The organism is Glycomyces algeriensis (genome assembly GCF_027622855.1).
Lineage (GTDB): Bacteria > Actinomycetota > Actinomycetes > Mycobacteriales > Micromonosporaceae > Glycomyces > Glycomyces algeriensis.
Genome location: NZ_JAPZVR010000003.1, coordinates 465556 through 489737 on the forward strand (window position 1 = coordinate 465556; position 24182 = coordinate 489737).

19 protein-coding genes are annotated in these 24182 nt (G+C 70.5%); 7 read left to right on the top strand and 12 right to left on the bottom strand.

Features of this window, described 5'->3' with window-relative positions:
• Nucleotides 1–133 precede the first annotated feature (133 nt).
• The 4 genes from O2L52_RS08390 to gsmA all read right to left on the bottom strand — a co-directional run bounded on the left by O2L52_RS08390 (nucleotide 134) and on the right by gsmA (nucleotide 5551).
• Nucleotides 134–409 carry a hypothetical protein gene (locus tag O2L52_RS08390; RefSeq protein WP_270114916.1) on the bottom strand — a complete coding sequence of 92 codons (276 nt, stop codon included), beginning with the start codon at nucleotides 407–409 and terminating at the stop codon, nucleotides 134–136.
• 156 nt (nucleotides 410–565) lie between these two features.
• Entirely contained in the window at nucleotides 566–1174 is a 609-nt protein-coding gene (locus O2L52_RS08395) for a prepilin peptidase (RefSeq protein ID WP_270114917.1), read from the bottom strand.
• 106 nt (nucleotides 1175–1280) lie between these two features.
• Entirely contained in the window at nucleotides 1281–4190 is a 2910-nt protein-coding gene (gene uvrA / locus O2L52_RS08400) for an excinuclease ABC subunit UvrA (protein WP_344473127.1), read from the bottom strand.
• 299 nt (nucleotides 4191–4489) lie between these two features.
• Complete coding sequence (gene gsmA / locus O2L52_RS08405) at nucleotides 4490–5551, bottom strand: sporangiospore maturation cell wall hydrolase GsmA (RefSeq protein WP_270114919.1); 1062 nt, start codon at nucleotides 5549–5551, stop codon at nucleotides 4490–4492.
• A gap of 177 nt (nucleotides 5552–5728) precedes the next feature.
• Here gsmA and typA point away from each other — a divergent pair, with 177 nt between their 5' ends.
• Entirely contained in the window at nucleotides 5729–7600 is a 1872-nt protein-coding gene (typA, locus tag O2L52_RS08410; RefSeq protein WP_309299873.1) for a translational GTPase TypA, read from the top strand.
• 56 nt (nucleotides 7601–7656) lie between these two features.
• Here typA and O2L52_RS08415 read toward each other — a convergent pair whose 3' ends face one another.
• From O2L52_RS08415 to mraZ, 5 genes are all read right to left on the bottom strand, one after another.
• Complete coding sequence (locus O2L52_RS08415; RefSeq protein WP_270114921.1) at nucleotides 7657–8571, bottom strand: proteasome assembly chaperone family protein; 915 nt, start codon at nucleotides 8569–8571, stop codon at nucleotides 7657–7659.
• 89 nt (nucleotides 8572–8660) lie between these two features.
• Complete coding sequence (locus O2L52_RS08420; protein WP_270114922.1) at nucleotides 8661–10817, bottom strand: peptidoglycan D,D-transpeptidase FtsI family protein; 2157 nt, start codon at nucleotides 10815–10817, stop codon at nucleotides 8661–8663.
• Nucleotides 10818–10867: 50 nt separating this feature from the next.
• On the bottom strand, nucleotides 10868–11449 hold the full coding sequence (gene ftsL, locus O2L52_RS08425) for a cell division protein FtsL (RefSeq protein WP_270114923.1): 582 nt from the start codon (nucleotides 11447–11449) through the stop codon (nucleotides 10868–10870).
• Nucleotides 11446–12414: a 16S rRNA (cytosine(1402)-N(4))-methyltransferase RsmH gene (gene rsmH, locus O2L52_RS08430; RefSeq protein WP_270114924.1), complete on the bottom strand. Its 969-nt coding sequence runs from the start codon at nucleotides 12412–12414 to the stop codon at nucleotides 11446–11448. Before rsmH ends, ftsL begins: the two co-directional genes overlap by 4 nt.
• 17 nt (nucleotides 12415–12431) lie before the next feature.
• On the bottom strand, nucleotides 12432–12863 hold the full coding sequence (gene mraZ, locus O2L52_RS08435; protein ID WP_270114925.1) for a division/cell wall cluster transcriptional repressor MraZ: 432 nt from the start codon (nucleotides 12861–12863) through the stop codon (nucleotides 12432–12434).
• Nucleotides 12864–13401: 538 nt separating this feature from the next.
• Here mraZ and O2L52_RS08440 point away from each other — a divergent pair.
• From O2L52_RS08440 to O2L52_RS08460, 5 genes are all read left to right on the top strand, one after another.
• Nucleotides 13402–14646 carry a Mur ligase family protein gene (locus O2L52_RS08440; protein ID WP_270114926.1) on the top strand — a complete coding sequence of 415 codons (1245 nt, stop codon included), beginning with the start codon at nucleotides 13402–13404 and terminating at the stop codon, nucleotides 14644–14646.
• A gap of 19 nt (nucleotides 14647–14665) precedes the next feature.
• Nucleotides 14666–15388: a type 1 glutamine amidotransferase gene (locus O2L52_RS08445; RefSeq protein ID WP_344472910.1), complete on the top strand. Its 723-nt coding sequence runs from the start codon at nucleotides 14666–14668 to the stop codon at nucleotides 15386–15388.
• A gap of 124 nt (nucleotides 15389–15512) precedes the next feature.
• Nucleotides 15513–17420 carry a beta-galactosidase gene (locus O2L52_RS08450; protein ID WP_270114928.1) on the top strand — a complete coding sequence of 636 codons (1908 nt, stop codon included), beginning with the start codon at nucleotides 15513–15515 and terminating at the stop codon, nucleotides 17418–17420.
• Between the two features lie 99 nt (nucleotides 17421–17519).
• Entirely contained in the window at nucleotides 17520–19127 is a 1608-nt protein-coding gene (locus tag O2L52_RS08455; RefSeq protein WP_270114929.1) for an MDR family MFS transporter, read from the top strand.
• Nucleotides 19128–19153: 26 nt separating this feature from the next.
• On the top strand, nucleotides 19154–19768 hold the full coding sequence (locus O2L52_RS08460) for an NADPH-dependent F420 reductase (protein WP_270114930.1): 615 nt from the start codon (nucleotides 19154–19156) through the stop codon (nucleotides 19766–19768).
• A gap of 47 nt (nucleotides 19769–19815) precedes the next feature.
• On the opposite strand, the gene O2L52_RS08465 is transcribed toward O2L52_RS08460, so the two are convergent.
• On the bottom strand, nucleotides 19816–20904 hold the full coding sequence (locus O2L52_RS08465; RefSeq protein WP_270114931.1) for a Gfo/Idh/MocA family protein: 1089 nt from the start codon (nucleotides 20902–20904) through the stop codon (nucleotides 19816–19818).
• 132 nt (nucleotides 20905–21036) lie between these two features.
• Between O2L52_RS08465 and O2L52_RS08470 the strand changes: the two genes are divergently transcribed.
• Nucleotides 21037–21951: an AraC family transcriptional regulator gene (locus O2L52_RS08470; protein WP_270114932.1), complete on the top strand. Its 915-nt coding sequence runs from the start codon at nucleotides 21037–21039 to the stop codon at nucleotides 21949–21951.
• Nucleotides 21952–21963: 12 nt separating this feature from the next.
• Here O2L52_RS08470 and O2L52_RS08475 read toward each other — a convergent pair whose 3' ends face one another.
• Nucleotides 21964–23421, bottom strand: coding sequence for a serine/threonine protein kinase (locus tag O2L52_RS08475; protein WP_270114933.1), 1458 nt, complete (start codon nucleotides 23419–23421; stop codon nucleotides 21964–21966).
• A 79-nt stretch (nucleotides 23422–23500) separates the two neighbouring features.
• Nucleotides 23501–24157: an acVLRF1 family peptidyl-tRNA hydrolase gene (locus tag O2L52_RS08480; RefSeq protein WP_270114934.1), complete on the bottom strand. Its 657-nt coding sequence runs from the start codon at nucleotides 24155–24157 to the stop codon at nucleotides 23501–23503.
• Nucleotides 24158–24182 lie beyond the last annotated feature (25 nt).

A 24182-nucleotide genomic window follows, 5' to 3' on the forward strand; every position in this document is an offset into this window, starting at 1 on the left:
GGTCCACGGTGTCAGTGGACCGCCCCTTGATGTTGCTCGCACTAGGTGCTCAGTGGTCGGCGCCCTCGGTGCTCAGACCGGCGGCAGCCCGGCCCGCGCATGAGGTGCCGCGCAGACCGCACCATGCAGCGTCTTAGTCGTCGTGGTGGTGGCCCTTGCCATCGACCCACACGTGCGAGTCGTTGAACTCGCACGAGGCGTTGCCGTTCGTGAGCAGGTCGATGAGCTGGATCACGTTGACGTCGCTGACGTTGACGCAGAAGTTCGACAGCACGTTGACGCCGCCGAAGTCGTTCTGGTCGAAGTCGTAGTCGCTCGACGAGTGCGCCATCGCGGGCGAAGCGGCGCCGACAGCGATGAGGGTAGCGGCCCCCGCGGCCGCTGCGCCCTTGAGTGCTTTGCGAAGCATGAAGGCTCCTTGTTTAGCAGTGATTGGACAGTCCTGATTGTCGGGACTGCTGGAAACTTTAGAGGCTGCTGCGACGAGTTCGTGATATTTCACGGTGTTTCGTTGGAAAAAACACTTTCACAATGATTTGCAAGTGTTGTGCACATTTGCACTCCGTCACTGCGAGAGCAACGGCGCCATGGCGACCCCCGCCGCGGTTCCCGCGAGCATCGCCGGGCCGTACGGGAAGTCCCTCCGGCCCATCGCCACCACCGCCGCGGCCTGCACGCCGCCCGCGACGACCGTGGCCACGAGCGCCAGCGCCGCGGCCTCCCAAGCGGCCCAACCGGTCACGAGCCCGAGCAGCCCGGCGAGCTTCACGTCGCCGAAGCCGACCTGGCCTGTCGCGGCGCCGATGCCGTACAGCGCCAAGGCGATCGCGGCGCACGCGGCGGCGCGCAGCAGCGTGTCGGGATCGCCCGTGGCGATGAGCAGCGCGCCCGCGAGCGGGTAGGCGGGGAGGATCAGCACGTCGGGCAGGCGCCGCTGGTAGACGTCGATCCAGCCGGCCGCGATGCCGACGGCGGCGACGGTGCCGAGGGCGAAGCCGTGGAGCAGTCCGTCAGCGCGCCAAGCGATCAGGAGCGCCGCGGTGAGGCTCGCAATCTTGATGAGGCGCGGGTCGGGATGGCGGTCGGTGGCGAGGGCGACGCAGCGGCCGAGGCCTGGACCCGCGAGGAGGGCGGCCGTGGCCGCGCCGATATAGAGAGCACCGGGGAAGAGCACGCTGCGATGCTCGCATTCCGTTGGGGCCGAATGCGGGAGCGACGCGGCCGTGGTCGGCCGCGTCGCTCGTTCCGTACGTATCCGGTTGTGCCGCTACGGGCCCGCCTCAGCGCTTGGCGGCGGTCTTGCGGCCGTTGCCCGCCTTGGCCCTTCGCGCGGCGGCGCCGTCGCCCTTGCCCTTGCCGTCGAGGCCGAGCAGCGGGCGCAGGTACGCGCCGGTGTGGCTCGCGCCGATCGCGGCCACCTCCTCCGGCGTGCCGGCCGCGACGAGCGTGCCGCCCTTGTCGCCGCCTTCGGGTCCGAGGTCGATGACCCAGTCCGAGCACTTGATCACTTCGAGGTTGTGCTCGATGGTGATCACGGTGTTGCCCTTGTCGACCAGTCCGTCGAGCACGCCGAGGAGCTTGCGCACGTCCTCGAAGTGCAGGCCGGTGGTCGGCTCGTCCAGGATGTACACGGTCTTGCCGGTCGAGCGCTTCTGCAGCTCCGAGGCGAGCTTGACGCGCTGGGCCTCGCCGCCCGACAGGGTCGGGGCGGGCTGGCCGAGGCGCACGTAGCCGAGGCCGACGTCGTTGAGCGTCTTCAGGTGCCGGTGGATCGTCTGGATCGGCTCGAAGAAGTCCGCGGCCTCCTCGATGGGCATGTCGAGCACATCGGAGATGGTCTTGCCGCGGTAGTGGACCTTGAGCGTGTCGCGGTTGTAGCGGGCCCCGCCGCACTCCTCGCACGGCACGTACACGTCCGGCAGGAAGTTCATCTCGATCTTCAGGGTGCCGTCGCCGCTGCACGCCTCGCAGCGCCCGCCCTTGACGTTGAACGAGAACCGGCCCGGGCCCCAGCCGCGCACCTTCGCCTCGGGCGTGCCCGAGAAGAGCTTGCGGACCTTGTCGAACACGCCGGTGTAGGTCGCCGGGTTCGAGCGCGGGGTGCGCCCGATCGGGGACTGGTCGACGCCCACGACCTTGTCGACCTGGTCGATGCCGGTGATGGTGCGGTGCCTACCGGCGACGATTTTCGCGCCGTTGACCTCCGCCGCGAGCGTGTTGTAGAGGATCTCGTTCACGAGCGTGGACTTGCCGGAGCCGGAGACGCCGGTGACCGACACGAGGCAGCCCATGGGGAACGACGCGTCGATGCCCTTGAGGTTGTTCTCCCTGGCGCCCTTGACGACCAGCTCGCGGCCGTGGTCGGCCGGGCGGCGCTGCTCGGGCACCGGGATGTGCTTGCGGCCGGAGACGTAGTCGCCGGTGATCGAGCCCTCGGCCTCGGTGAGGCCGGCGACCGGACCGGAGTAGATGACGTGCCCGCCGTGCTCGCCCGCGCCGGGGCCGATGTCGACGATGTGGTCGGCGACGCGGATCGTGTCCTCGTCGTGCTCGACCACGATCAGCGTGTTCCCCAGGTCCCGCAGGCGTTCCAGGGTCGCGATGAGCCGGTTGTTGTCGCGCTGGTGGAGGCCGATCGACGGCTCGTCCAGCACGTAGAGGACGCCCACGAGGCCGGCGCCGATCTGGGTGGCGAGCCGGATGCGCTGGGCCTCGCCGCCCGAGAGGCTCCCGGCGGCGCGGGCGAGGGTCAGGTAGTCGAGGCCGACGTCGAGCAGGAACTGCAGGCGGGCCTTGACCTCCTTGACGATCGGCGCGGCGATGATGGAGTCGCGGTTGGAGAGCTTGAGCGCGTCGAAGAACACCGAGCAGTCCGCGACCGAGAGCGTGCAGACCTCGTGGATGGACAGGCCCTCCACGGTGACGGCCAGGACCTCGGGCTTGAGCCGGGTCCCCTCGCAGGTCGAGCACGGGATCTCCCGCATGAACTGCTCGTACTTCTCGCGGGTCCACTCGGAGTCGGTCTCGTGGTGGCGGCGCTCGACCCACGGCACGACGCCCTCGAAGCGCGTCTCGTAGGAGCGGCGCTGGCCGCGCTTGTTGCGGTAGGAGACCTGCAGGGTCTCGCCGTAGCCGTAGAGCACGGCCTTCTGCGCCTGGCTCGGGAGGTCGGCCCACGGGGTGTCGACGTCGAAGCCGACCGCCTCGCCGAGGGCGACGATCTGGAACAGGAAGTAGTCGCCCATGCCGACCGAGGACCAGGGCGCGAGCGCGCCGTCGCGGATGCTCGCCTCCTGGTCGCGGATGACGAGCTCCGGGTCGACCTCCTTGCGCACGCCGAGGCCGTGGCACACCGGGCAGGCGCCGAAGGGCGCGTTGAAGGAGAACGTGCGCGGCTCGAGCTCGTCGAGCGAGAGCGGGTGGTCGTTGGGGCAGGCGAGTTTCTCGGAGAAGCGGCGGGTCCGGTTCGGGTCGTCCTCGGGGACGTCGACGAAGTCGAGCACCACGACCCCGTCGGCGAGGCCGAGCGCGGACTCCACCGAGTCGGTGACGCGCTGGATCGAGGAGGCCTTGACCGCGAGGCGGTCGATGACCACGTCGATGTCGTGCTTCTCCTGCTTCTTCAGCTTCGGCACGTCGGTGAGGGCGTACACCTCGCCGTCGACCCGCGCGCGGGCGTAGCCCTGCTGCTGGAGGTCGCCGAAGAGGTCCACGAACTCGCCCTTGCGCTTGCGCACGACCGGGGCCAGGACCTGGAAGCGGGTGCCCTCGGGCATCGCCATGATCTGGTCGGTGATCTGCTGCGGCGACTGGCTGACGATGGCCTCGCCGCACTGCGGGCAGTGCGGGACGCCGACGCGGGCGTACAGGAGGCGCAGGTAGTCGTAGATCTCGGTGATGGTGCCCACCGTCGACCGCGGGTTGCGGGAGGTGGACTTCTGGTCGATCGACACCGCCGGCGACAGGCCCTCGATGAAGTCGACGTCGGGCTTGTCCATCTGGCCGAGGAACTGGCGGGCGTAGGCCGAGAGCGATTCGACGTAGCGGCGCTGGCCCTCGGCGAAGATCGTGTCGAACGCCAGGGAGGACTTGCCGGACCCGGACAGGCCGGTGAAGACGATGAGCGAGTCCCGCGGGAGGTCGAGGTCGACGTCCTTGAGGTTGTGCTCGCGTGCGCCGCGCACGACGATGGTGCCGGCTCCATGCGTTCCGGCGGGAGTGTGCGTTTTGGAATCGATCTGAAGGTGCTCGTTGGCCACGGTGGGAATCTAACGTTCGGGTCCGACAGTTCTGGGAGGCCCGCTGTTCGAACAAGGGCCGACCTACGAGGCTACTCCCCCGCACCGTGGCGTTTCACGCGCCGATGTGACCTTTGCCTCAGCTGAGGGGCATGCGACAGCGGGCCCGGCCGGGCGGGCGCGTATGCGCTCGCTTCGGCCGGACCCGCCCCCGCCGGCAGGAATCGAGCCTTGTGGGTGAGCCGTCCGGTTCAGTCGAACTGGTACAGGTCGTAGTCGTCCATGATCCCGATGAGCTTCGCGGCGTACTCCGGGTCGGTCGCGTAGCCGGCCTTGTGGATCTCCCGCGCGAAGCGCTTCGGGTCGTCCGCGTGGTCCATGGCCGTGGCGTAGCGGGACCAGTTGGCGAGCAGGTCGCCGTGGTCGCGGTAGGAGTCGGCGACGTCCGCGTAGGCGCGGAACGTGGCGTTCATGTCGAAGCAGCCGCCGGTGGGGCTGCACTCGAAGGTGGCGTAGTCGCGGCAGCCGATGGCGTGGTCGCCGGGCGAGCCGAAGCACTTCATGCCGAACAGGTTGTGGTCCTCGCGGGCCAGGGCGCCCTTGCCCCAGCCGGACTCGAGGATCGCCTGCGCGAGGGTCACCGAGGCGGGCACGCCGGTGGCGCGGTCGCTTGCCTGCGCTGCGGGCGCGTGCGAGCTGATGAAGCCCGCGGTGCCGCCGCGCGGGACCGCGGGCGGGTCCTGGCCGCACCAGGGCAGCCACGGCTCGCCGGCGCTCCACTTGATGTAGGCGGCGGAGACGTAGCGCTTGTCGCCGATCTTGTACCAGGCGCCGGTGGTGCGGACGGGGCCGTCGACCTCCTGGCCCCAGGCCTGGCACTCGACGCCGACACCGGCGCCGTTGGCGTAGGTGCCCTGCCGCCCGGCCGAGGAGTTCGCGGCGGCGCGGATGTTGAGCTCGCCGCCCTTGGTGCTCACGGTGGCGTCGGTGGCGGCCTTGGTGGCGGCCGAGCACCACGGCACGGCCTGCGCGGGCGACCAGGTCACGTAGGCGTCCGAGATCCAGCGGTCCTTGCCGATCCGCAGCCAGGTGGCGGTGGTGCGCACGTGGCCGCTGATCTCCTCGCCGCGTGCCTTGCAGAACACCTCGGGGTTCGCGCCCTTGGCGAGCGTGCCGGCGCTCTGCTGGTCGGTGGCCGGGCCTGAGCGGACGTTGAGCGTGCCGCCGTCGGTGGCGATGATCGCACCGGTGATCTTGGCCTGACCGGGGGCCGCGCCGACGAGAACGGCCCCGGCGGCGAGCGCCAGAACCATAACGAATCGGATGGATATATGGAATACGCCCATAAACGGCAGTGTAGGTAATGAGGGATTTTCTGTCATTGGAAGCGTCAATGTGAACAACCCTCGGCTGAGGGCCGGGAAATCTGGTGTCCGCGATCACCTGGGTTGACGCCAGGTCCGTCTCGTGCTTAAGCGACAATGGTCGTCGTGTCTACACGCTCTGATCTGCGCAACATCGCCATCGTCGCCCACGTCGACCACGGCAAGACCACGCTCGTCGACGCCATGCTGAAGCAGGCGGGCGCCTTCCGCGAAGGTGCCGCCGTCGACGACCGCGTCATGGACTCCGGTGACCTTGAACGCGAGAAGGGCATCACGATCCTCGCGAAGAACACCGCGGTCCACTACTCCAACCCGGCCGACGGGTCCCAGATGATCATCAACATCATCGACACGCCCGGCCACGCCGACTTCGGCGGCGAGGTCGAGCGCGGCCTGTCGATGGTGGACGCCGTGGTGCTCCTGGTCGACGCCTCGGAGGGTCCGCTCCCGCAGACCCGCTTCGTGCTCCGCAAGGCGCTCACCGCGCGCCTGCCGGTCATCTTGTGCATCAACAAGACCGACCGCCCGGACGCCCGCATCGACGAGGTCGTCAACGAGACCTACGACCTCTTCCTGGACCTGGACGCCGACGAGGACCAGATCGAGTTCCCGATCGTCTACGCCTGCGCCCGCGACGGCGTCGCCTCGCTGAACAAGCCCAAGGACGGCACCGTCCCCGAGGACTCCGACAGCCTCAAGCCGTTCTTCGACACCATCATCGAGCACGTGCCCGCGCCCGAGTACACGCCCGGCGCGTCGCTCCAGGCCCACGTCACGAACCTCGACGCCGACAACTTCCTCGGCCGCATCGCCCTGTGCCGCGTCGAGGAGGGCGAGCTGCGCAAGGGCCAGACCGTCACCTGGATCAAGCGCGACGGCTCGCAGCAGAACGTCCGCATCACCGAGCTGCTCATGACCGAGGCGCTCACCCGCAAGCCCGCCGAGAAGGCCGGCCCCGGCGACATCTGCGCCATCGCGGGCATCCCTGACATCATGATCGGCGAGACCCTCGCCGACCCGGAGAACCCGGTCGCGCTGCCGCTGATCACCGTTGACGAGCCGGCGATCTCGATGACCATCGGCACCAACACCTCCCCGCTGGTCGGCAAGGGCGGCAAGGGCCACAAGGTCACGGCTCGCCAGGTCAAGGACCGTCTCGACCGCGAACTGGTCGGCAACGTCTCGCTGCGCGTGCTCCCGACCGAGCGCCCGGACGCCTGGGAGGTGCAGGGCCGCGGCGAGCTGGCCCTCGCGATCCTGGTCGAGCAGATGCGCCGCGAGGGCTTCGAGCTCACCGTCGGCAAGCCCGAGGTGGTCACGAAGCAGATCGACGGCAAGACCCACGAGCCGGTCGAGCGCATGACCATCGACTCCCCCGAGGAGCACCTGGGCGCGATCACGCAGCTCATGGCGACCCGCAAGGGCCGCATGGAGACCATGACGAACCACGGTTCGGGCTGGGTCCGCATGGAGTGGCTCGTGCCCTCCCGCGGCCTCATCGGCTTCCGCACCGAGTTCCTGACGCAGACCCGCGGCACCGGCATCGCGCACTCGATCTACGAGAAGCACGAGCCGTGGTTCGGCGAGCTGCGCACCCGCAACAACGGGTCGCTCGTGGCCGACCGGGCCGGGGCCATCACCGCGTTCGCGATGATCAACCTCCAAGAGCGCGGCGTCCTGTTCTACGGGCCGACCACCGAGGTGTACGAGGGCATGATCGTCGGCGAGAACTCGCGCTCCGACGACATGGACGTGAACATCACCAAGGAGAAGAAGCTCACCAACATGCGCGCGGCCGCGGCCGACTCCACCGAGAACGTGGTGCCGCCGCGCCTCCTGTCGCTGGAGCAGTCGCTGGAGTTCTGCCGCGACGACGAGTGCGTGGAGGTCACCCCCGAGACCGTCCGCATCCGCAAGGTCGTGCTCGACCAGAAGGAGCGCGGCCGCAGCGCTTCGAAGGCCAAGCACAACAAGTAAGCGCTGAACGAGAGCGGGCCCGACCGATGGTCGGGCCCGCTCTCGTCGTTCAGGAGCTACTTGTCGTCCTCGCCGCGCTGGCGCTCGGCGAGGAACGTCTCGAAGGCCGCGCCGAGCTCGTCGGCGGTCGGCATCCGGCCGTCCTGGAGCATCTCGTCGGCCTCGGCGGCCTCGGTGAACGAGTCGTACTGCTCCTCGAGGGTCTTCACCACGTCGGCCACCTCGTCGGACTCGGCGACCTGCTCGGCGATGTCCGAATCCACTTGGGCGCGTTCGATCTCCAAGTCCTCGTCGGAGGGCAGGTCGAGGCCGGTGGCCTCGCGGATGCCCTCCAGGAGGCGGAGCGTGGCGGCCGGGTAGGTCATCTGCATGACGTAGTGCGGCACGTGCACCGAGAGGCCGATCGCGTCGCGACCGGACTCGCCCAGGCGGTACTCGAGGAGGCCCGCGGCGTTGCCGGGGACCGTGACCTCGTTGAACACCGGGCGGTTGTCGAAGACGAGCTCCGGCCGGGTCGCGTGCACGGTCATGCCGAGCGGCCGGGTGTGCGGCACCCCCATCGGGATGCCCTGGAAGCCCAGCGTGAGCGGCACGTGCCAGTGCTCGACCAGGTCCTCCACGGAGTCGACGAAGCGTTCCCACGCGAAGTCGGGCTCAGGGCCGGTCATGAGCAGGAACGGCTTGTCCGAGGCGTCCCGCATCAGGTACACGACCAACTGGGGGGCCTCGAAGTCGGACCAGCGGTCGATCGAGAACGTGAGATTGGGCCTCCGGGACCGGTAGTCGATGAGCTGGTCCACGTCGAACGACGCGACCGGGGTGTGCTCGCAGGTCTTGAACAGGTGGTCCACCACCCCGCGACCCGCTTGGCCTGCGTCCATGAACCCGTCGAGGAAGTGCAGCAGCACCGCTCCCCGCGCGTCGGCCGGTTCCGCCAGGACCTCGCACAGTGCCCAAGGGTCAACGTTCAAAACAATCGGCTCCTTCTTCCTTGACGCCTTCGATGCTAACGCCCGGGGCCGATCCCCGATTCCCCCTCGTGGAGAAGTTCGGAGAAGCGTCACCCCCAGACGTCGAACTCCGGCGCGGGTTCGGTCGCGGGGCGAACTCCGAAGTAGCCCAAGGCGAACTCGTTGATCTCCTTGAACGCCTCACCGGTGGTCGAGCCGCCGCCCCCGCCCCCGGGGACGTAGACGCTCACGGCCACCACGTACTGCGGGTCCTCGGCCGGGGCGAACCCCACGAACGAGGTCACGTTGCCGGGGGCGTACTCGCCGTCGACGACGAGGCCGCCGGTGCCGGTCTTGCCGGCCAGGTGGTAGTTCTCCAGCTGCGCGTTGCGGCCCGTACCGGTCTCGGCCGCGATCGGCGCCTGCAGCAGGTACTGCAGGTCCTCGGCGGTCTGCTGCGAGACGACGCGGTGCGTCGCGGGCTCGGGCTGCTCCACGACCGTGCCGTCCGCCTCGACCTTCTGGTCGATGAGCGTGGGCTGCACGTACACGCCGTCGTTCGCGATGGCGCCGTAGAGCGCGGCCATCTGCATGATCGTGGCGGTGCCCTCGTGGCCGATCGGGACCGAGCCCGGGGAGGTGCCGGACCAGTTCTGCGGCTCCTGGAGGATGCCCGAGGCCTCGCCCTCGATGCCCACGCCCGTGGGCTGCCCGAGACCGAAGGCCAGCTGGTACTCGTACAGCTTCTCCGGGCCGATGCAGTCGGCGAGCTCGATCGTGCCCACGTTCGAGGACTGCGCGATGATCCCGGCCAGGCTCAGCACCGCGTCGCCGTGCTCGTAGCCGTCCCGGTAGACCTGGCCGCCCTTGGTGATCGTCTGCTCGAGGGCCATCGTGCCGTCCGGCTCGATGCACCCCTCCTCGAGGGCGGCGGCGAACACGATCGCCTTGTGGATCGAGCCGGGGTCCACAGTGGCCTGCGTCGCGTAGTCGCGGTACACCTCGGGGTCGTCCACCTTGAACGGGTTGGCCGCGTCGTAGGTCGGGGTCGAGGCCATCGCCAGCATCTCGCCGGAGCCGACCTCCATCACCAGCGCGGAGCCGAACTCGGCGTCGTGCTCCTTCACGGTCTCCTCCAGGATGTTCTGCACCTGGAACTGGAGCTTGTCGTCGAGCGTGAGCTGGAGGTCGTTGCCCGGCACCGCCTCCTCCTCGCGGTAGAACGCGCCGGGGATCGGCAGGCCCGACTGCTGGCTGCGCTCGTAGGAGACCTCGCCGTCCTCGCCGGAGAGCCAGTCGTCGTAGGCGGCCTCGAGGCCGCCGAGGCCGTCGCCCTCGCCGCCGGTGAAGCCGATGACGTTGGCGGCCAAGTCGTGTCCGGGCACCACCCGGCGCTCGTCCTCGCCGATGATGAGGCCCGGGTTCTCCATCTCGCGGATCTTGTCGCCGATGGCGAGGTCGACGCCGCGCTGCAGGTAGGCGAAGCGGATCGGCTCGCCCTGCGCGGTCTCCTTCGCGGCGATGATCGCCTCGAGGTCGGACGCGCGCCGGCCCAGGAGCTCCGTCAGGCTCGCGGCCACCTCGGCCGGTTCGCCCTTGACCATGGCGGGGTCGACCGCGATGTAGTTGGCCTCGACCGAGTACGCGAGGCGGTTGCCGTTGCGGTCCAGGATCGCGCCGCGCTCGGCGGGGAGCGGCTCGGTGGTGAGGCGCTGGTTCAGCGCCTCCGCGGCGTACGCGGCCGAGTCGGTGACCTGGAGCTGCACCAGGCGGGCGCCGGAGATGAGCAGCAGGATCATGACGAAGGCCGCGGCCATGCGCAGGCGCCGCCGCGGGTTGCCGATGCGCGGCAGGCTCGCGAGCGGCCGGACCTCGATCGGACCGGTGGTCCGGACCGTGCCGCGCGGGCCGCCGCGCCGCGGCGGGTTGATCGGCCCCGTCCGGCGGGTCGGCGTGGGACGCACGGTCCCGGTGCGGCGCAACGGCTCTGAGCGCGCGGGGGCGCGCTTCGGCTCCGGTTCGGGCTTGCGCGGTTCGGTGATCACGCCGGTCTCGCGCTGGCGGCGCTCGCGGGAGCGGGCCGCGGCCTCGCGGCGCCTGCGCGCCGCGAGGTCGTCGGCCTCGTCCTGCTGTGCGGTCCGGTTGCGCTCGCGGCGCGCGGCCTCGCGGTCGCGCGCCCCGTTCTCCCGGGCCCGGTTGTCCTCGGCCCCCTCCGCCGCCTCGCGGACGGTCCGCCCGCGAGGCGTGTAACGGCGTGCTCGACTCATCGAGCTGGGGTCGCGCCGTCGACGGGGGTCGGATTCGGTCATCGACGTCCTTACTCTTCGTTCCAGGGCATCTCGACGGTCTCGCCGCCGGGAAGGTACAGGTAGGTCACCTTCTCCGGGCGCTCCATGCCGTACAGCTGCGCCTGGGACTGGAGGTACCCGGGCGTGTCGAACTGCGAGAGCTCGTCGGCGAGCGTCTGCTCGGTCTGGTCGAGCTCGCCCGCCTGGGTCCGCAGCTCCTGCAGCCGGTAGGCGTCCTCGTTGATGACCGTGTTCAGGACCAGCAGGCCGAAGATGCCGGCGACGACCAGCGCGAGGATGCCGCCGACGAACGCCGGGCGCGGCACCTCCACGGGCTCGGGCGCGGGCTTGGCCTTCGTCTCGGTGCGGGTGCGCGGCAGGACCACGGTCTCGCGCTGCGGCGCGGCCGGCGTCTCGGCGGGCGCCTCGGGAGGCGCCTCGACCGGGACGGTCGCAGGCTGGACGGCGAGGTTGCCGTCGAACACAGGCGCGGATTCATCGGCGTCGCCGACGAGGCCGCGGCGTCGCGAGGACGCGGCGCGGGCCCGCCGACGGGCGGCCTTGATGATCTCGTCGGGGTCGGCTTGCGCGCGACGGTACTGGTCGCTCATGTTGCGCCTCCTGCTCCTGTGGACGGTGCGATGCGTTCTGCTGCGCGGAGCCGGGCGGGCGCCGAGCGCGGATTGCGGTCGAGTTCGGTCTGTGTCGGTTGCTGGGCCTTCTTCGTGAGGAGTCGAAAGGTGGGTTCGGTTCCGGGGAGGTCGACGGGGAGGCCGGCCGGGCTGGTGGAGGTGGCTCTGCGGGAGAGCTCCTGCTTGGTGATGCGGTCTTCGAGCGAGTGGTAGGAGAGCACGACGACGCGGCCGCCGGGGGCCGTCACGTCGAGCGCGGCGGGCAGCGCGCGCTCCCAGGTCTCGAGCTCGCCGTTGACCTCGATGCGCAGGGCCTGGAAGGTCCGCTTGGCGGGGTTGCCGCCGGTGCGGCGGCCCGCCTGCGGGATCGCCTCCTTGACGAGCTCCGCCAGCGCGCTGCTGGAGGTGATCGGGGCCTTGGCACGGGCCTTGACGATGCTGGAGACGACGCGGGTCGCGAACTTCTCCTCGCCGTAGGTGCGCAGGATGCGCACCAGGTCGCCCGGCTCGTAGGTGTTCACGACGATCTCGGCGGTGAGCCGGTCGTCGGGGTTCATGCGCATGTCGAGGCGCGCGTCCTGGCTGTAGGCGAAGCCGCGGTCGGCCTGGTCGAGCTGCATCGAGGAGACGCCGAGGTCGAACAGGACGGCGTCGAGCCTCTCGAAGCCGTTGTCCTCCAGGACTTCCGGGATCGCGTCGTAGACGGCGCGGGCCGGGATGAAGCGGTCGCCGAAGTCGGCGAGGCGCTTGGAGGCGAGCTCGAGTGCGGTGGGGTCGCGGTCGATGCCGATGACGGTGAGGCCGGGGTGGGCGGTCAGGAGGGCCTCGGTGTGCCCTCCGGCGCCGAGGGTCGCGTCGACGGCCAGCGCCCCGGGGCGCGAGGCGGCGGGTGCGAGGTAGTCCAGCACTTCGTCGAGCATCACCGGGATGTGCGGTGCGTTCATTCCGCTCACCTCCTTCTCTACAGTCCTTCGGGCAGGTCGCCCTCTTCGATGTCGGCGAAGGCCTCTTCCGAGGCCTCCAGGTAGTCGTCCCAGGTCCGGGTGTTCCAGATCTCCACGCGGTTGGAGGCGCCGATGACCGCGAGGTCGCGGTCGAGGCCGGCGTATTCGCGGAGCCGCGGGGGGATGGTGACGCGTCCCTGCTTGTCGGGGACCTCGTCGTGGGCGGAGGCGAAGAACACCCGGCTGTAGGCGCGGGCGGTCTTGCTCGACATGGGGGCGAGTTGGAGCGCTTCGGCGATGCGCGTGAACTCCGCTTCGGGGAACACGTACAGGCAGCGTTCCTGGCCCTTGGTGATCACGACTCCTTCCGCCAGTCCTTCCCTGAACTTCGCGGGGAGGATGACGCGGCCCTTGTCGTCCAGGCGCGGGTTGTGGGTGCCGAGGAACATCGGCGCCACCCCCCGTGACTCTCAGGCTGCGCGGCCGCTCCGACCGCGTTGACAGGGCAATGGCCCCACCATTGCGCCCCACCTTACTCCACTCCTCCCCACCCTTGGGGGTTGTTTCCGCGTGGCATTCATGGTGGGCATGGCGAAAGGGCTGGTCACGGTTGGTGGAGGACAGTGGAGTGACGAGTGCGCAACACGGGTCGCAGCAGGTGAATTTCCTTCATTCTTCACTCTTGGGGGTGGCTTGGGGCCCAACGGGACCCGCGTGGCGGCGACGCTTCGCGCACGGAGGGCGACGAGCACGGGCACGGTGCGCGCCGGTTCGGTCACTGTGGAGTGGGAAGTGGCGGGGGGTGGAGGGGGCCGCGGGGGTGTCGGCGCTGCCCGGAACCGGGGGCGCATCGGCGTTCGTCGCTGCCTTCGGTCGCCGGGCCTGACCCACCTCACGCCCTGCCGCCACTCATCACGGGTTCCGGTGCGCATGTGACAAACTCTTCTGCATAGTCACCGGTTCCGATCAAGCCGAAAGCGAGCCTGCATGAGCGCGAATCTGACCCCACGCGCGAAATTCGCCACCACGCTCCTCAGGACGGCGGCGGCGCTCTCGCGGGCGACGGGCCGCGGCGACGGCTCGGTGATCGGCGGGCGCGTCGGGTTGATCGTCGAGCCGCGGCTGCTGGAGCTGCTGGCCGAAGGGCGCCATGTCGTGCTCATCTCGGGCACCAACGGCAAGACGACGACGACCCGGTTCACGACCGCGGCGATCGAGGCGATCGGGAAGGTCGCCACGAACTCGTTCGGCGCGAACATGCCGACGGGCCACACGACCGCGCTCGCCAAGGCGCCCAAGGCGGAGTACGCCGCGCTCGAATGCGACGAGCACTACCTGGGGCAGCTGCTGGACGCGGCGAGCCCGAAGGTCGTGGCCCTGCTCAACCTCTCGCGCGACCAGCTGGACCGGGCGATGGAGGTCACGGCGCTGGCGGCGAAGTGGCGCCAGACCCTGCAGACCTCGGCGGGGCAGTCGACGATCGTGGCGAACGCGGACGACCCGCTGATCGTGTGGGCCGCTTCGGTGTGCCAGCGCGTGGTGTGGGTCGCGGCGGGCCAGTCGTGGACGGCGGACTCGGCGATCTGCCCGAACTGCGGCGCGCACCTGGACCGGTTCGGCGAGTTCTGGCGCTGCACGAACTGCGGCCTGAACCGGCCGAGCCCGCAGTGGTCGGTGGCGCAGGAGGGCGAGGCCGTGGTGGGCCCGGACGGGCGCCGGTACGAGCTGAACCTGCAGCTGCCGGGGCGGGTGAACCGCGCGAACGCCGCCACCGCGCTGGCCATCGCGAGCCTGTTCGGGGTCGACCCGGGCCAGGCCGCGCCGCGGCTGTCCGAGGTCGCCTCGGTGGCCGGGCGGTACGCGAAGGTCGAGCGCGAGGGCCGCCAGCTGCGGCTGCTGCTGGCGAAGAACCCGGCGGGCTGGCTGGAGTCGTTCGACATGATCGAGCCGAACCCGCCGGTGGTGCTGTCGCTGAACGCGCGCGAGGTGGACGGCTTCGACACGTCGTGGATCTACGACGTGGACTTCACGTCGCTGGCGGGCCGCAAGGTGGTGGTGACGGGCGACCGGCGCACCGACCTGGCCGTGCGGCTGGAGGTCGACGGCGTCGACTTCATCGTGGTGGACGACATCAGGGCGGCGATCGCGGCGGTGCCCCCGGGCCCGGTGGAGGTCGTCGCGAACTACACGGCGTTCCAGGACATCCGCGCCGAATTCAACCGGGTCAACTAGCGAGAGAGAGCGTCCCACCGTGGCTATGAGCACCTTGCGCATCGTCTGGCTCTACCCCGATCTGCTGTCGACGTACGGCGACCGCGGGAACCTGCTGGTGCTGGCCCACCGGGCCCGCGCCCGGGGCATCGACGTGGAGCCGATGCAGGTCCGCAGCGACCAGCGGGTCCCGCACACCGCCGACATGTACCTCATCGGCGGCGGCGAGGACGGCCCGCAGGCCGTGGCCGCCGACCGGCTGCTGCAGGACGGCGCGCTGAACCGGGCCGCGGAGGCCGGGAAGCCGATCCTCGCGATCTGCGCCGGCTACCAGCTGCTGGGCTCGTCGTTCTATGCGAACGGGCGCGCCTACGAGGGCCTGAACATCCTGGACCTGCGTTCGGACCGGGGCCCGTCGCGGGCCGTGGGCGAGATCGCGGGCGACGCGGCGCCGCAGCTGGGCATCGGGAAGATCACCGGCTTCGAGAACCACGGCGGGCGCACGCACCTGGGCGAGGCGGTGCAGCCGCTCGCGCGCGTGACGGCCGGCATCGGCAACGACGGCGCGACCGAGGGCGCCTGGGCGGGGCACGTGATCGGCACGTACATGCACGGCCCGGGCCTGGCGCGGAACCCGCGCCTGGCGGACCTGCTGCTGGCGTGGGCGATCGGGGCGGACCCGTCGCACCTCCCGCCGATCGACGACACGTGGCCGGAGCGGCTGCGCACGGAGCGGTTCCAGGCGCTGTCGACCGCGCAGTAGGGCCGGTCGCGCGCGCGCATTAGGCTGGCGAAACCACCCAGATGCGGTTAGTTTTGTCAGACAACTAACTGCCCCCGGCACGGTCCCCCAGCCGTGCCTGTGCGATGCGCGCAAGGAGAACCCCATGCACTGGCCCAAAGGCGTCGACGGCTTGAGCTACGGCGGCGACTACAACCCCGAGCAGTGGCCCGAAGAGACCTGGGACGACGACGTCATGCTCATGCGCGAGGCGGGCGTGAACCTCGTCAGCGTCGGCGTCTTCTCCTGGGCCAGGCTCGAGCCCCGCCCCGGCGAGTACGACTTCGGCTGGCTCGACACGGTCCTCGGCAAGCTCCACGCCGGCGGCATCGGCGTCAACCTCGCCACCCCGACCGCCTCGCCGCCGCCGTGGTTCACCCTCGCCCACCCGGACGCGCTCAACACCCGCCCCGACGGGGTCCGGCAGGTCCACGGCTCGCGCGACACGTACGACGTCTGCGCCCCCGCGTACCGCGAGGCCTCCCGCGCCATCGCCGCGACACTCGCCGAGCGGTACGCCGACCACCCCGCGCTCGCGATGTGGCACGTGCACAACGAGTACGGCTCGGCCACCTACTCCGCGCACGCCGAGCAGGCGTTCCGCCTCTGGCTGCAGGCGAAGTACGAGACGATCGACGCGCTCAACGACGCCTGGTGGGGCTCCTTCTGGAGCCAGCACTACAGCGAATGGGAGCAGATCCTCGCGCCGCGCGCCACCCAGTACCTGGCGAACCCCGCGCACGAGCTCGACTTCAAGCGCTTCACCTCCGACGCGATGCTCGAGCACTACAAGGAGCAGCGCGACCTCCTGCGCGCCGCGAACCCCGACGTGCCGATCACCACCAACTTCGTGTTCGGCCAGTGGGTCCCGGTCGACCCCTGGAAGTGGGCGTCCGAAGTAGACCTCGTGGCGTTCGACTCGTACCCCTCGGCGCCCGACGAACGCGCCGAGCAGCAGAGCGCCCTCCACGCCGACCTCTCCCGCTCGTGGGCGGGCGGCGGCGACTGGCTCCTCATGGAGCAGGCCGCCGCGTCCCTCCACTCCCACGACGGCGCCATCGCGAAGGCCCCCGGCCGCATGGCCCGCCACTCGATGATCCACATCAGCCGCGGCTCCAAGGGCGCCATGTTCTTCCAGTGGCGCGCCGGCCGCGGCGGGGCCGAGCAGTGGCACTCCGCGCTCCTCCCCCACGCGGGCAAGCACACCCGCATGTTCCGCGAGGTCGCCGAGTTCGGGAACACCCTCCCCGGCATCGCGCACACCGTCGCCGACCCGGTCGAGACCGACGTCGCGATCCTGTGGAGCCCCGACTCCTGGTGGGCCACCGCGGGCAAGCACCTGCCCGCGCCCGTCGACTACCTCGAGAACGTCGCCCAGATCCACCGGGTCCTGCGCGACCGCGGCGTCATCGCCGACTTCGTCGCCCCCGAAGGCGACCTCTCCAAATACACCACGGTCATCGCCCCGACCACGTACGTCCTGAGTCAGGCCGGGGCCGAGAACCTCCGCTGGTTCACCGCCGGCGGCGGGCGGCTCGTCGCCTCCTACCTCACCGGCGCGGTCGACGAGAACTGCCAGGTGTGGCTCGACGGCTACCTCGGCGGCATGACCGACCTGTTCGGCATCCGCGTCACCGAGCACCTCCCCCAGCCCGCCGGCGAACCGCGCGCGCTGTGGAACTTCGGGGCCGCCGAGCGCTTCTGCGAACTCGTGGAACTGCGCGGCGCCCAGTGCGTCACCCAGTACGCCAGCGGGGACGTCATCGAGAACCAGCCCGCCGTCACCGTCAACCCGTTCGGCGAGGGCGAGGCCTGGTACGTCTCGTGCAAGCTCGTCGACGAGGCCTGGGACCGGCTCTTCGAGGAGCTGAAGCTCAGCGGCCCGGGCCGCCCCGGTCTCGACGTCGTCGACCGCGGGCCCTGGCGGTTCATCATCAACCACACCGAGAAGGAGGAGCAGGTCGGGAACGTGATCGTCCCCGCCGGCTCCTGGGCCGTGGACAAGAAGCGCTGACAGGAAGGGCTGACAACAGCACTGATCAGGGCGTCGGCATGAGGCCCGAATAGGCGGTTTCGGCCCGCCTCCGCGGAGGCGGGCCATACGCTCAGCGGCATGAGCGACGACACGACGTGGACCGGGCAGCGCCTGCCCAGGGGCGAGCTGTTCACCCTGTTCGGGGCCCTCATGCTGACGGTGTTCCTGGCGGCTCTGGACCAGACGATCGTCGGCACCGCCCTGCCCACCATCGTGGGCGACCTCAACGGCATGGACGAGTACACGTGGGTCGTCACCGCGTACCTCATCGCCACCGCCGCCTCGACACCGCTGTACGGCAAGCTCTCCGACCTCTACGGCCGCCGCCCGATCATCCTGCTCGCCATCGCGATCTTCCTCGTCGCCTCCGCGCTCGCCGGGCTCTCGCAGACCATGCTGCAGCTCATCCTCTTCCGCGGCCTCCAGGGCCTCGGCGCGGGCGGCCTCATGACCCTCGCGTTCACCATCGTCTCCGACGTGCTCCCGCCCCGCGAGCGCGGCAAGTACCAGGGCCTGTTCGGCGCGGTCTTCGCCATCTCCTCGGTGGCCGGGCCCGTCCTCGGCGGCTGGCTGGCCGAAGTGGACTGGCGGTGGATCTTCTACATCAACCTGCCCACCGGCCTCGTCGCCCTCGTCGCGGTGAACACGGTCCTGCGCAGGCACCCGATCCCGACCCGCCGGCACAAGATCGACTACCTCGGCGCCGGGCTGCTCGTCCCCGCGGTCGTCTGCCTGCTCCTGGCGATCACCTGGGGCGGCCAGGACTACGCCTGGTCCTCGCCGGTCATCATCGCGCTGCTCGCCGCCGCGGCGGTGCTCACCGTGCTGTTCGTGTGGGCCGAGACGCGCGCGGAGGAGCCGATCCTGCCGCTGCGGATGTTCAAGCAGGGCACCTTCAGCCTGGCCACGGTGATCGCGCTCGTCTTCGGCATCGCGATGTTCGCCGGGATCGTCTACATCCCGCTGTTCTTCCAGATGGTGCGCGGCTACTCCCCCACCGAATCGGGTCTGCTCATGCTCCCGATGATGGGCGGCATCGTCCTCACCTCCATCCTCTCGGGCTTCGCCATCTCGAAGGCCGGGCGATACAAGTGGTTCCTCGTCGGCGGCTCGATCGTCACCACCGTCGGCCTGGCGCTGTTCACCCAGCTGCACCTCGACACGCCGCTGTGGCTCAGCGCCCTCTACATGCTGGTGCTCGGCCTCGGCCTCGGGATGTTCATGCAGCCCTTGGTCCTCGCGATGCAGAACATCGTGACGATGGACGACCTCGGCGTGGCCACCAGCACCAACACCTTCGCGCGCACCCTCGGCGGGGCGATCGGCACCAGCGTCCTCGGCGCGGTCATGAACGCCACCCTCGACTCCGAACTCGACGCGAACCTGCCCGCCGCGTTGAGTCAGCTCAGTCCGGCGGAGGCCGCGGGCTTCGACACCGGCGACCTCTCGGCGATCACCGAATCGCCCACCGCGATCGCGGCCCTCCCCGACCCGATCAAGTCGGTCGTGCAGATGGCCTTCACCGACGGCCTCGACCAGGTCTTCCTCGTGGCCGCCTGCATCACGGCCACCACGATCGTCCTCACGCTGGTCCTACCGGACCTGGTGCTGCGCGGCGGCACCGAGCAGCGCCGCGACGACCCCGACACCGCGGCGCACGAGATCCGCGCCGACACCCTGCCCTAGCCGACCGGCCCGACCAAGGAGGAGCAATGGAAGTACTGATCATCGGCGCGGGCGGCATGGCCCGCGGCATCGGCCTGCGTCTCGTGCGCGGCGGCCACCAGGTGCGCATCGCCCACCGCGAACCCGACAAGGCCGCCGACCTCGCGGAGGCATTGGGCGCCAACGCCTCCGGCGAAGCCCTCGACAGCGCCGCCGGCGCCGAGGTGATCGTGCTCGCCCTGCCCTACGAGGGCAGCAGGGAGATCGCCGAGGTGTGGGCCGACCAGCTCGCGGGCAAGATCGTCATCGACATCAGCAATCCCGTCGACTACGAGACCTTCGACGCGCTGATCACCCCGCCCGGGAAGTCCGCGTCCGACGAGATCGCCGAGGCGGCGCCCGGAGCGCGGGTCGTCAAGGCGTTCAACACCACCTTCGCCAGCCGCCTCGCCACCACCGGCAGGCTCGACGTCTTCATCGCCGGCGACGACGGCGACGCCCGCAAGACCGTCGCCGGGCTCTGCACCGACGCCGACCTCCGCCCCATCGACGTCGGCGGCCTCAAGCACGCCGCGACACTCGAGGCCATGCAGCTGCTGCACATGAAGGTCCAAGGCGAGATCGAGGGCAACTGGGCCACCGCCCTGGCCTTCGCGCCCTGAAGCGCAGCGGCATCACACGACCGGGGCCGCCGCCCCGGTCGCGTTCGCTATACGAGTTCGTTCGCGCCGCTCGCGTTCGAGCGGCGGATCGCGTCCTGGACGCGGTGCACGGCGATGGCAGTGTCGAAGTTCGGCTCCTGCGGCGCACCGGTGCGGATCGCGGCGGCGAAACCGCGGTAGGTCTCGCCCGCGTTCGCCGAAGGCGACGGGTTGTCCGAGCCGCCGGTCCAGAACCGCTCCGGCACCGGCACCACTGCGGCGCCGCCCGCGTCCTCCCGCGTCAGGCGGTAGCGGGGCGCGACGAGCGAGTCGTCAGCCGATGCCAGGACCAGGCGGCCGCTGCGGCCCTGCACCTCGATGCGGTACCCGGCGCCCGCGGGCCCGCCGGTCATGATGTGCACCGACGCGGGTGCCCCCGATTCGAGCACGCCGTGCGCCAGGATCTGGTCGGGCGAGGTGACCTTCAGCCGCTCGCCGGTCTCGATGATCTCGACCTCGGGAATGCGGGTCGCGAGCCGGCCCGACACGGCGGTGAAGCGGCCGACCGCGTGCGCGAACTGGTCCATCGCGTGCCCGCCGACGACCGCCAGGTGGTTGACGCCCTTGGTCTCGTCGAACAGGTCGGCGTACCGCTCCGACCAGGCCTCGGCGGCCCCGATCGAATAGTGGAGCGAGGCCGACAGCACCTCGCCGATAGTGCCTTCCGCGATGAGTTGGCGCAGATGCCGGATCGCCGGGTGGTGGCGGGTCTGCAGGCCGACCGCGTGCTGCACGCCGTGCGCAGCGGCCGAGTCGCGGTGGCGTTCGGCCGTCGCGGCGTCCAGCGCGAGGGGCCATTCCACGTAGACGTGCTTGCCCGCCTTGATCGCCGCCTCGACCAGGTCGCCGCGCTTGGGCAGCTGCACCGCGATGAGCACCGCCTCGACCGCCGGATCCGCCAGCAGTTCGTGCGCGTCGCCGTAGGCGCGCTCGGCGCCCCACACCTGCGCCGCCTCGGCGGCCTGGTCCGCGTCGGTGGACGCGACCGCCGCGATCGCGAAGTCAGGCGAATCGTTCAGGGCCGCAAGGTGCACCGCGCGGGCCCAGCCTCGCTGCGCGTGGGCTCCGATGACACCGATCGCGATCTTCTCGTTCATTACCTTGGCTCCTAATCGATCGCAACGGTTCGCTCTCGACCGACATTACGGAACCTCGGTGAGAGCAACAATGATCATTACGCGCTGTTTCATGTCCCAAGCTCTCATCGTTGCGGTGGATAGGATATGCGGATGGACGTGCTCAGCGACTTGATCGCCGCGACCCGCGTGGGCCGGCCCGGGTTCGGGACGACCGTGCGGCATGCGCCGTGGGGCCGGTCCTACCCGAAGCAGCTGTCGGGGGCCGGGTTCCACATGATCCTGCAGGGGTCGTGCTGGCTCCTTCCGCGCCAAGGGGATCCGATACCGCTCTCGGTCGGCGACGTGGTGTTCCTCTACGGGGACATGGGACACGGCCTGGCCGACAGCCCCGGGACGCCGCTGACCGAGATCGCGGGACCGGGCGAGCCGCAGGTCGTCGAGGGCCCCGGGGCGCGGACGGCGCTGCTGTGCGGGGTGTACGAGTTCGAGCGGGACTGGTCGCATCCGATGCTGGACAGCCTGCCGGAGGTGGTCCACGTGCCCGCGCAGCTGGGCCGCCATCCGCAGCTCCGCGCGATCGTCGACCTGCTCACCGCCGAACTCGACCATGGCCGGCCGGGCGGCGACGTGGTCGCGCCGGCGCTGCTCGATGCGCTCCTGGTCTACGTGCTGCGGGCGTGGTTGTCCGAGCAGCACCAGGGCGGCGCGGGTTGGGCCGCGGCGCTGAGCGATCCCGATCTGGTCGCCACGCTCGGCGAGATGCATCGGGACCCGGGACGCCAGTGGACGGTCGAGGAGCTGGCCGCGCACGCGGGCATGTCACGGGCGACGTTCGCCCGCCGGTTCGCCGCCGACGTGGGCGAGTCGCCGCTGGCGTACCTCACGCGGTGGCGGATGGTCGTGGCCGCGCGGCGCCTGCGCGGGGGCTCAGAGCCGCTCGCGGCCATCGCCCGACAGGTCGGCTACAGCTCGGAGTACGCGTTCGCCAAGGCGTTCAAGCGGACCCACGGCACGGCACCCGGCCGGTACCGCAGCGGCGGCTCCGCACCGCCCCTCGCGCCGTAGGCTCGTGCGGCCTCAGGCCGCTGCCAGGCCGCAGTCGTCCTCGCTCTGCACCATGTAGGTCAGGACGATCTGGGTGTCGAGGTCGGCCTCCTCGTTCCCCGGCGGGTCCTGGGCGAGGACGATGCAGTGGCTGGTGTCGTAGTAGTCGGTGAGTCTGCCTGCGACGTTGTCGAATCCGGCGGCCGCGAGCTCCTCTATCGCCTCGTCCGTCTCCAACCCGACGACGTCGGGCACCGTGCCCGCAGGCTCCTCCTCTTCGGAAGGTGCCGGCGGCGCTGACACCCCCTGCGTCCGGTCCCCCTGCGCCCCACGGGCATCCTCGGGCTGCTCGGGCACCTCGTCGTCGGAGGGCGCCGAGTCCCCAGTCGCGGTGGTCTGCCCCGGCTCGGGACTCTCGACCGCCGTGGCGGTCGCCGCCGGCTCCCCGCCTGTCGGGGTGTCGCCTGTCGCGGTGTCCTCCCCGGCTTGCGGGCCCCGATCCTCGGACCAAGGGGACCAGGCGAACAGCCCGGTGAGGAGCAGCATCGCCACCACCATCGCGGTGACCACGCCGAACCGCCAGGGCCACATGCCCTGTCCCGCGCGCACCGGGCGGGGCGGTTCCTGTTGCGGCGGCGGGTCGCTGCGTCGGACGACGACCGTGGTGTCAGCGGTGAGAGCCTCGCGGCAGGCCTGCGCGAAGGCTTCGGCCGAAGGCCACCGGTCCTCCGGGTCCTTCTCCAGTGCCTTGAGGACGACCTCCTCGACGCCGAGCGGAATGCCGTCGCCGAGCGGCGGGGGTGCCGCGGTCATATGCGCGACGACCATCGACTTGGCGTCCGGGTACTCGAACACCGGACGTCCCGTCAGGCACTCGTAGGCGACCGTGCCGAGCGAGTAGATGTCGGAGGCGGGCACGACCTCGGCGAAGCCGACCTGCTCGGGCGAGGCGTTGAGCAGGGTGCCGAGCGAGACGCCGCTGCCGGTGAGTGTCGTCGCCCCTTCGACCTGGGCGATGCCGAAGTCGATGAGTTTGACGCCGCCGTCGGCGGTCGTCACGATGTTCGCGGGCTTGATGTCCCGGTGGATGATGCCCGCTTTGTGGGCGGCCGCGAGTCCGTCGGCGACCGCGGCGACGATCGCCATGGTCCGGTCCGGCGGAAGCCGCTGCTCGGCGTCGAGCAGCGCCGACAGGGACTGGCCTTCGACGAGCTCCATCACCAGGAAGGCGGCGGTCTCGTCGCGGTATTCGGCCTCGCCGTGGTCGTGGACGGCCACAATGGCGGGGCTCTTGAGCTGCGCCAGCGACTGGGCTTCGCGCAGGAATCGGGCGCGGGCGAGGACGGGCGTCTCGTGGCCCCGTTCGTACAGGATCTTGACGGCCACGTCGCGTTTGAGGACCTGGTCGTGGGCGTGCCAGACCTCCCCCATGCCTCCGGCGCCGATACAGCGGTCCAGGAGGTAGCGGCCTGCGATGAGGGTGTCGGCCACGCGGCGTCCTTCGGGGGTTTCAAAGGGCAGAACGGGAAAGAAGCCTCAGTGTAGTCAAGCGCTGCGCGGCGCGAGCCGCTCAGTTGGGGAGGGTGATGCGGAAGCCGATGGCGCGGTAGGCGGTCGCGGTCAGGAGGGCCTGCTTGGGTTCGGCGATGTCGCCGAAGTGGACCGCGGCTTGGAGTTTGGCGAGGCGGGGGTCTTCGAGCACGCCTTCGACGGGGCCGCCGGTGACGAGTGCGTCGAACTCGGCGTTGCCGAGGACGGCGAAGGCCGCGTCGCGGGCGCGCTTCTCCGCGGCGTGGGCCTGGCCTTCGCGGCGGCGCGCGAAGCGCTGCTGGGACTGGCCGCCGGCCTTGGTCTTGCCCTGGACGTAGGCGGTGTCGGTCTTGGAGGCGGTGATGCGGCCGTCTTCGAGGATGCCGACCGAGTACGCGCCCTTGCGGGCGAGGAGGACCGCGATGCGGCGCGGTTCGAGGGCGTAGTCGCGCAGGTGCTCGGCGGCTTTGACGGGGTCGTCGTCGAGGAGCCAGCCCGCGGGCAGGCCGCCGGCCAGTGTCCAGACGACACTGGCCGGCGTTCCCTCGTTCGATTCGATCGTCCAGGCGTCGCCCTCGGCGTGGTGGGCCGCGATGCCGCCGTTGCGGGCGGCGAAGTTCGCGACCCATCGCGGGAGCCGTTCGGGTTCGACCTCGACGATCTTGCCGCCGCCTGAGGCGGGGCTGATTTTCACCATTGTCAGACGCTACCGCGCCGCATCC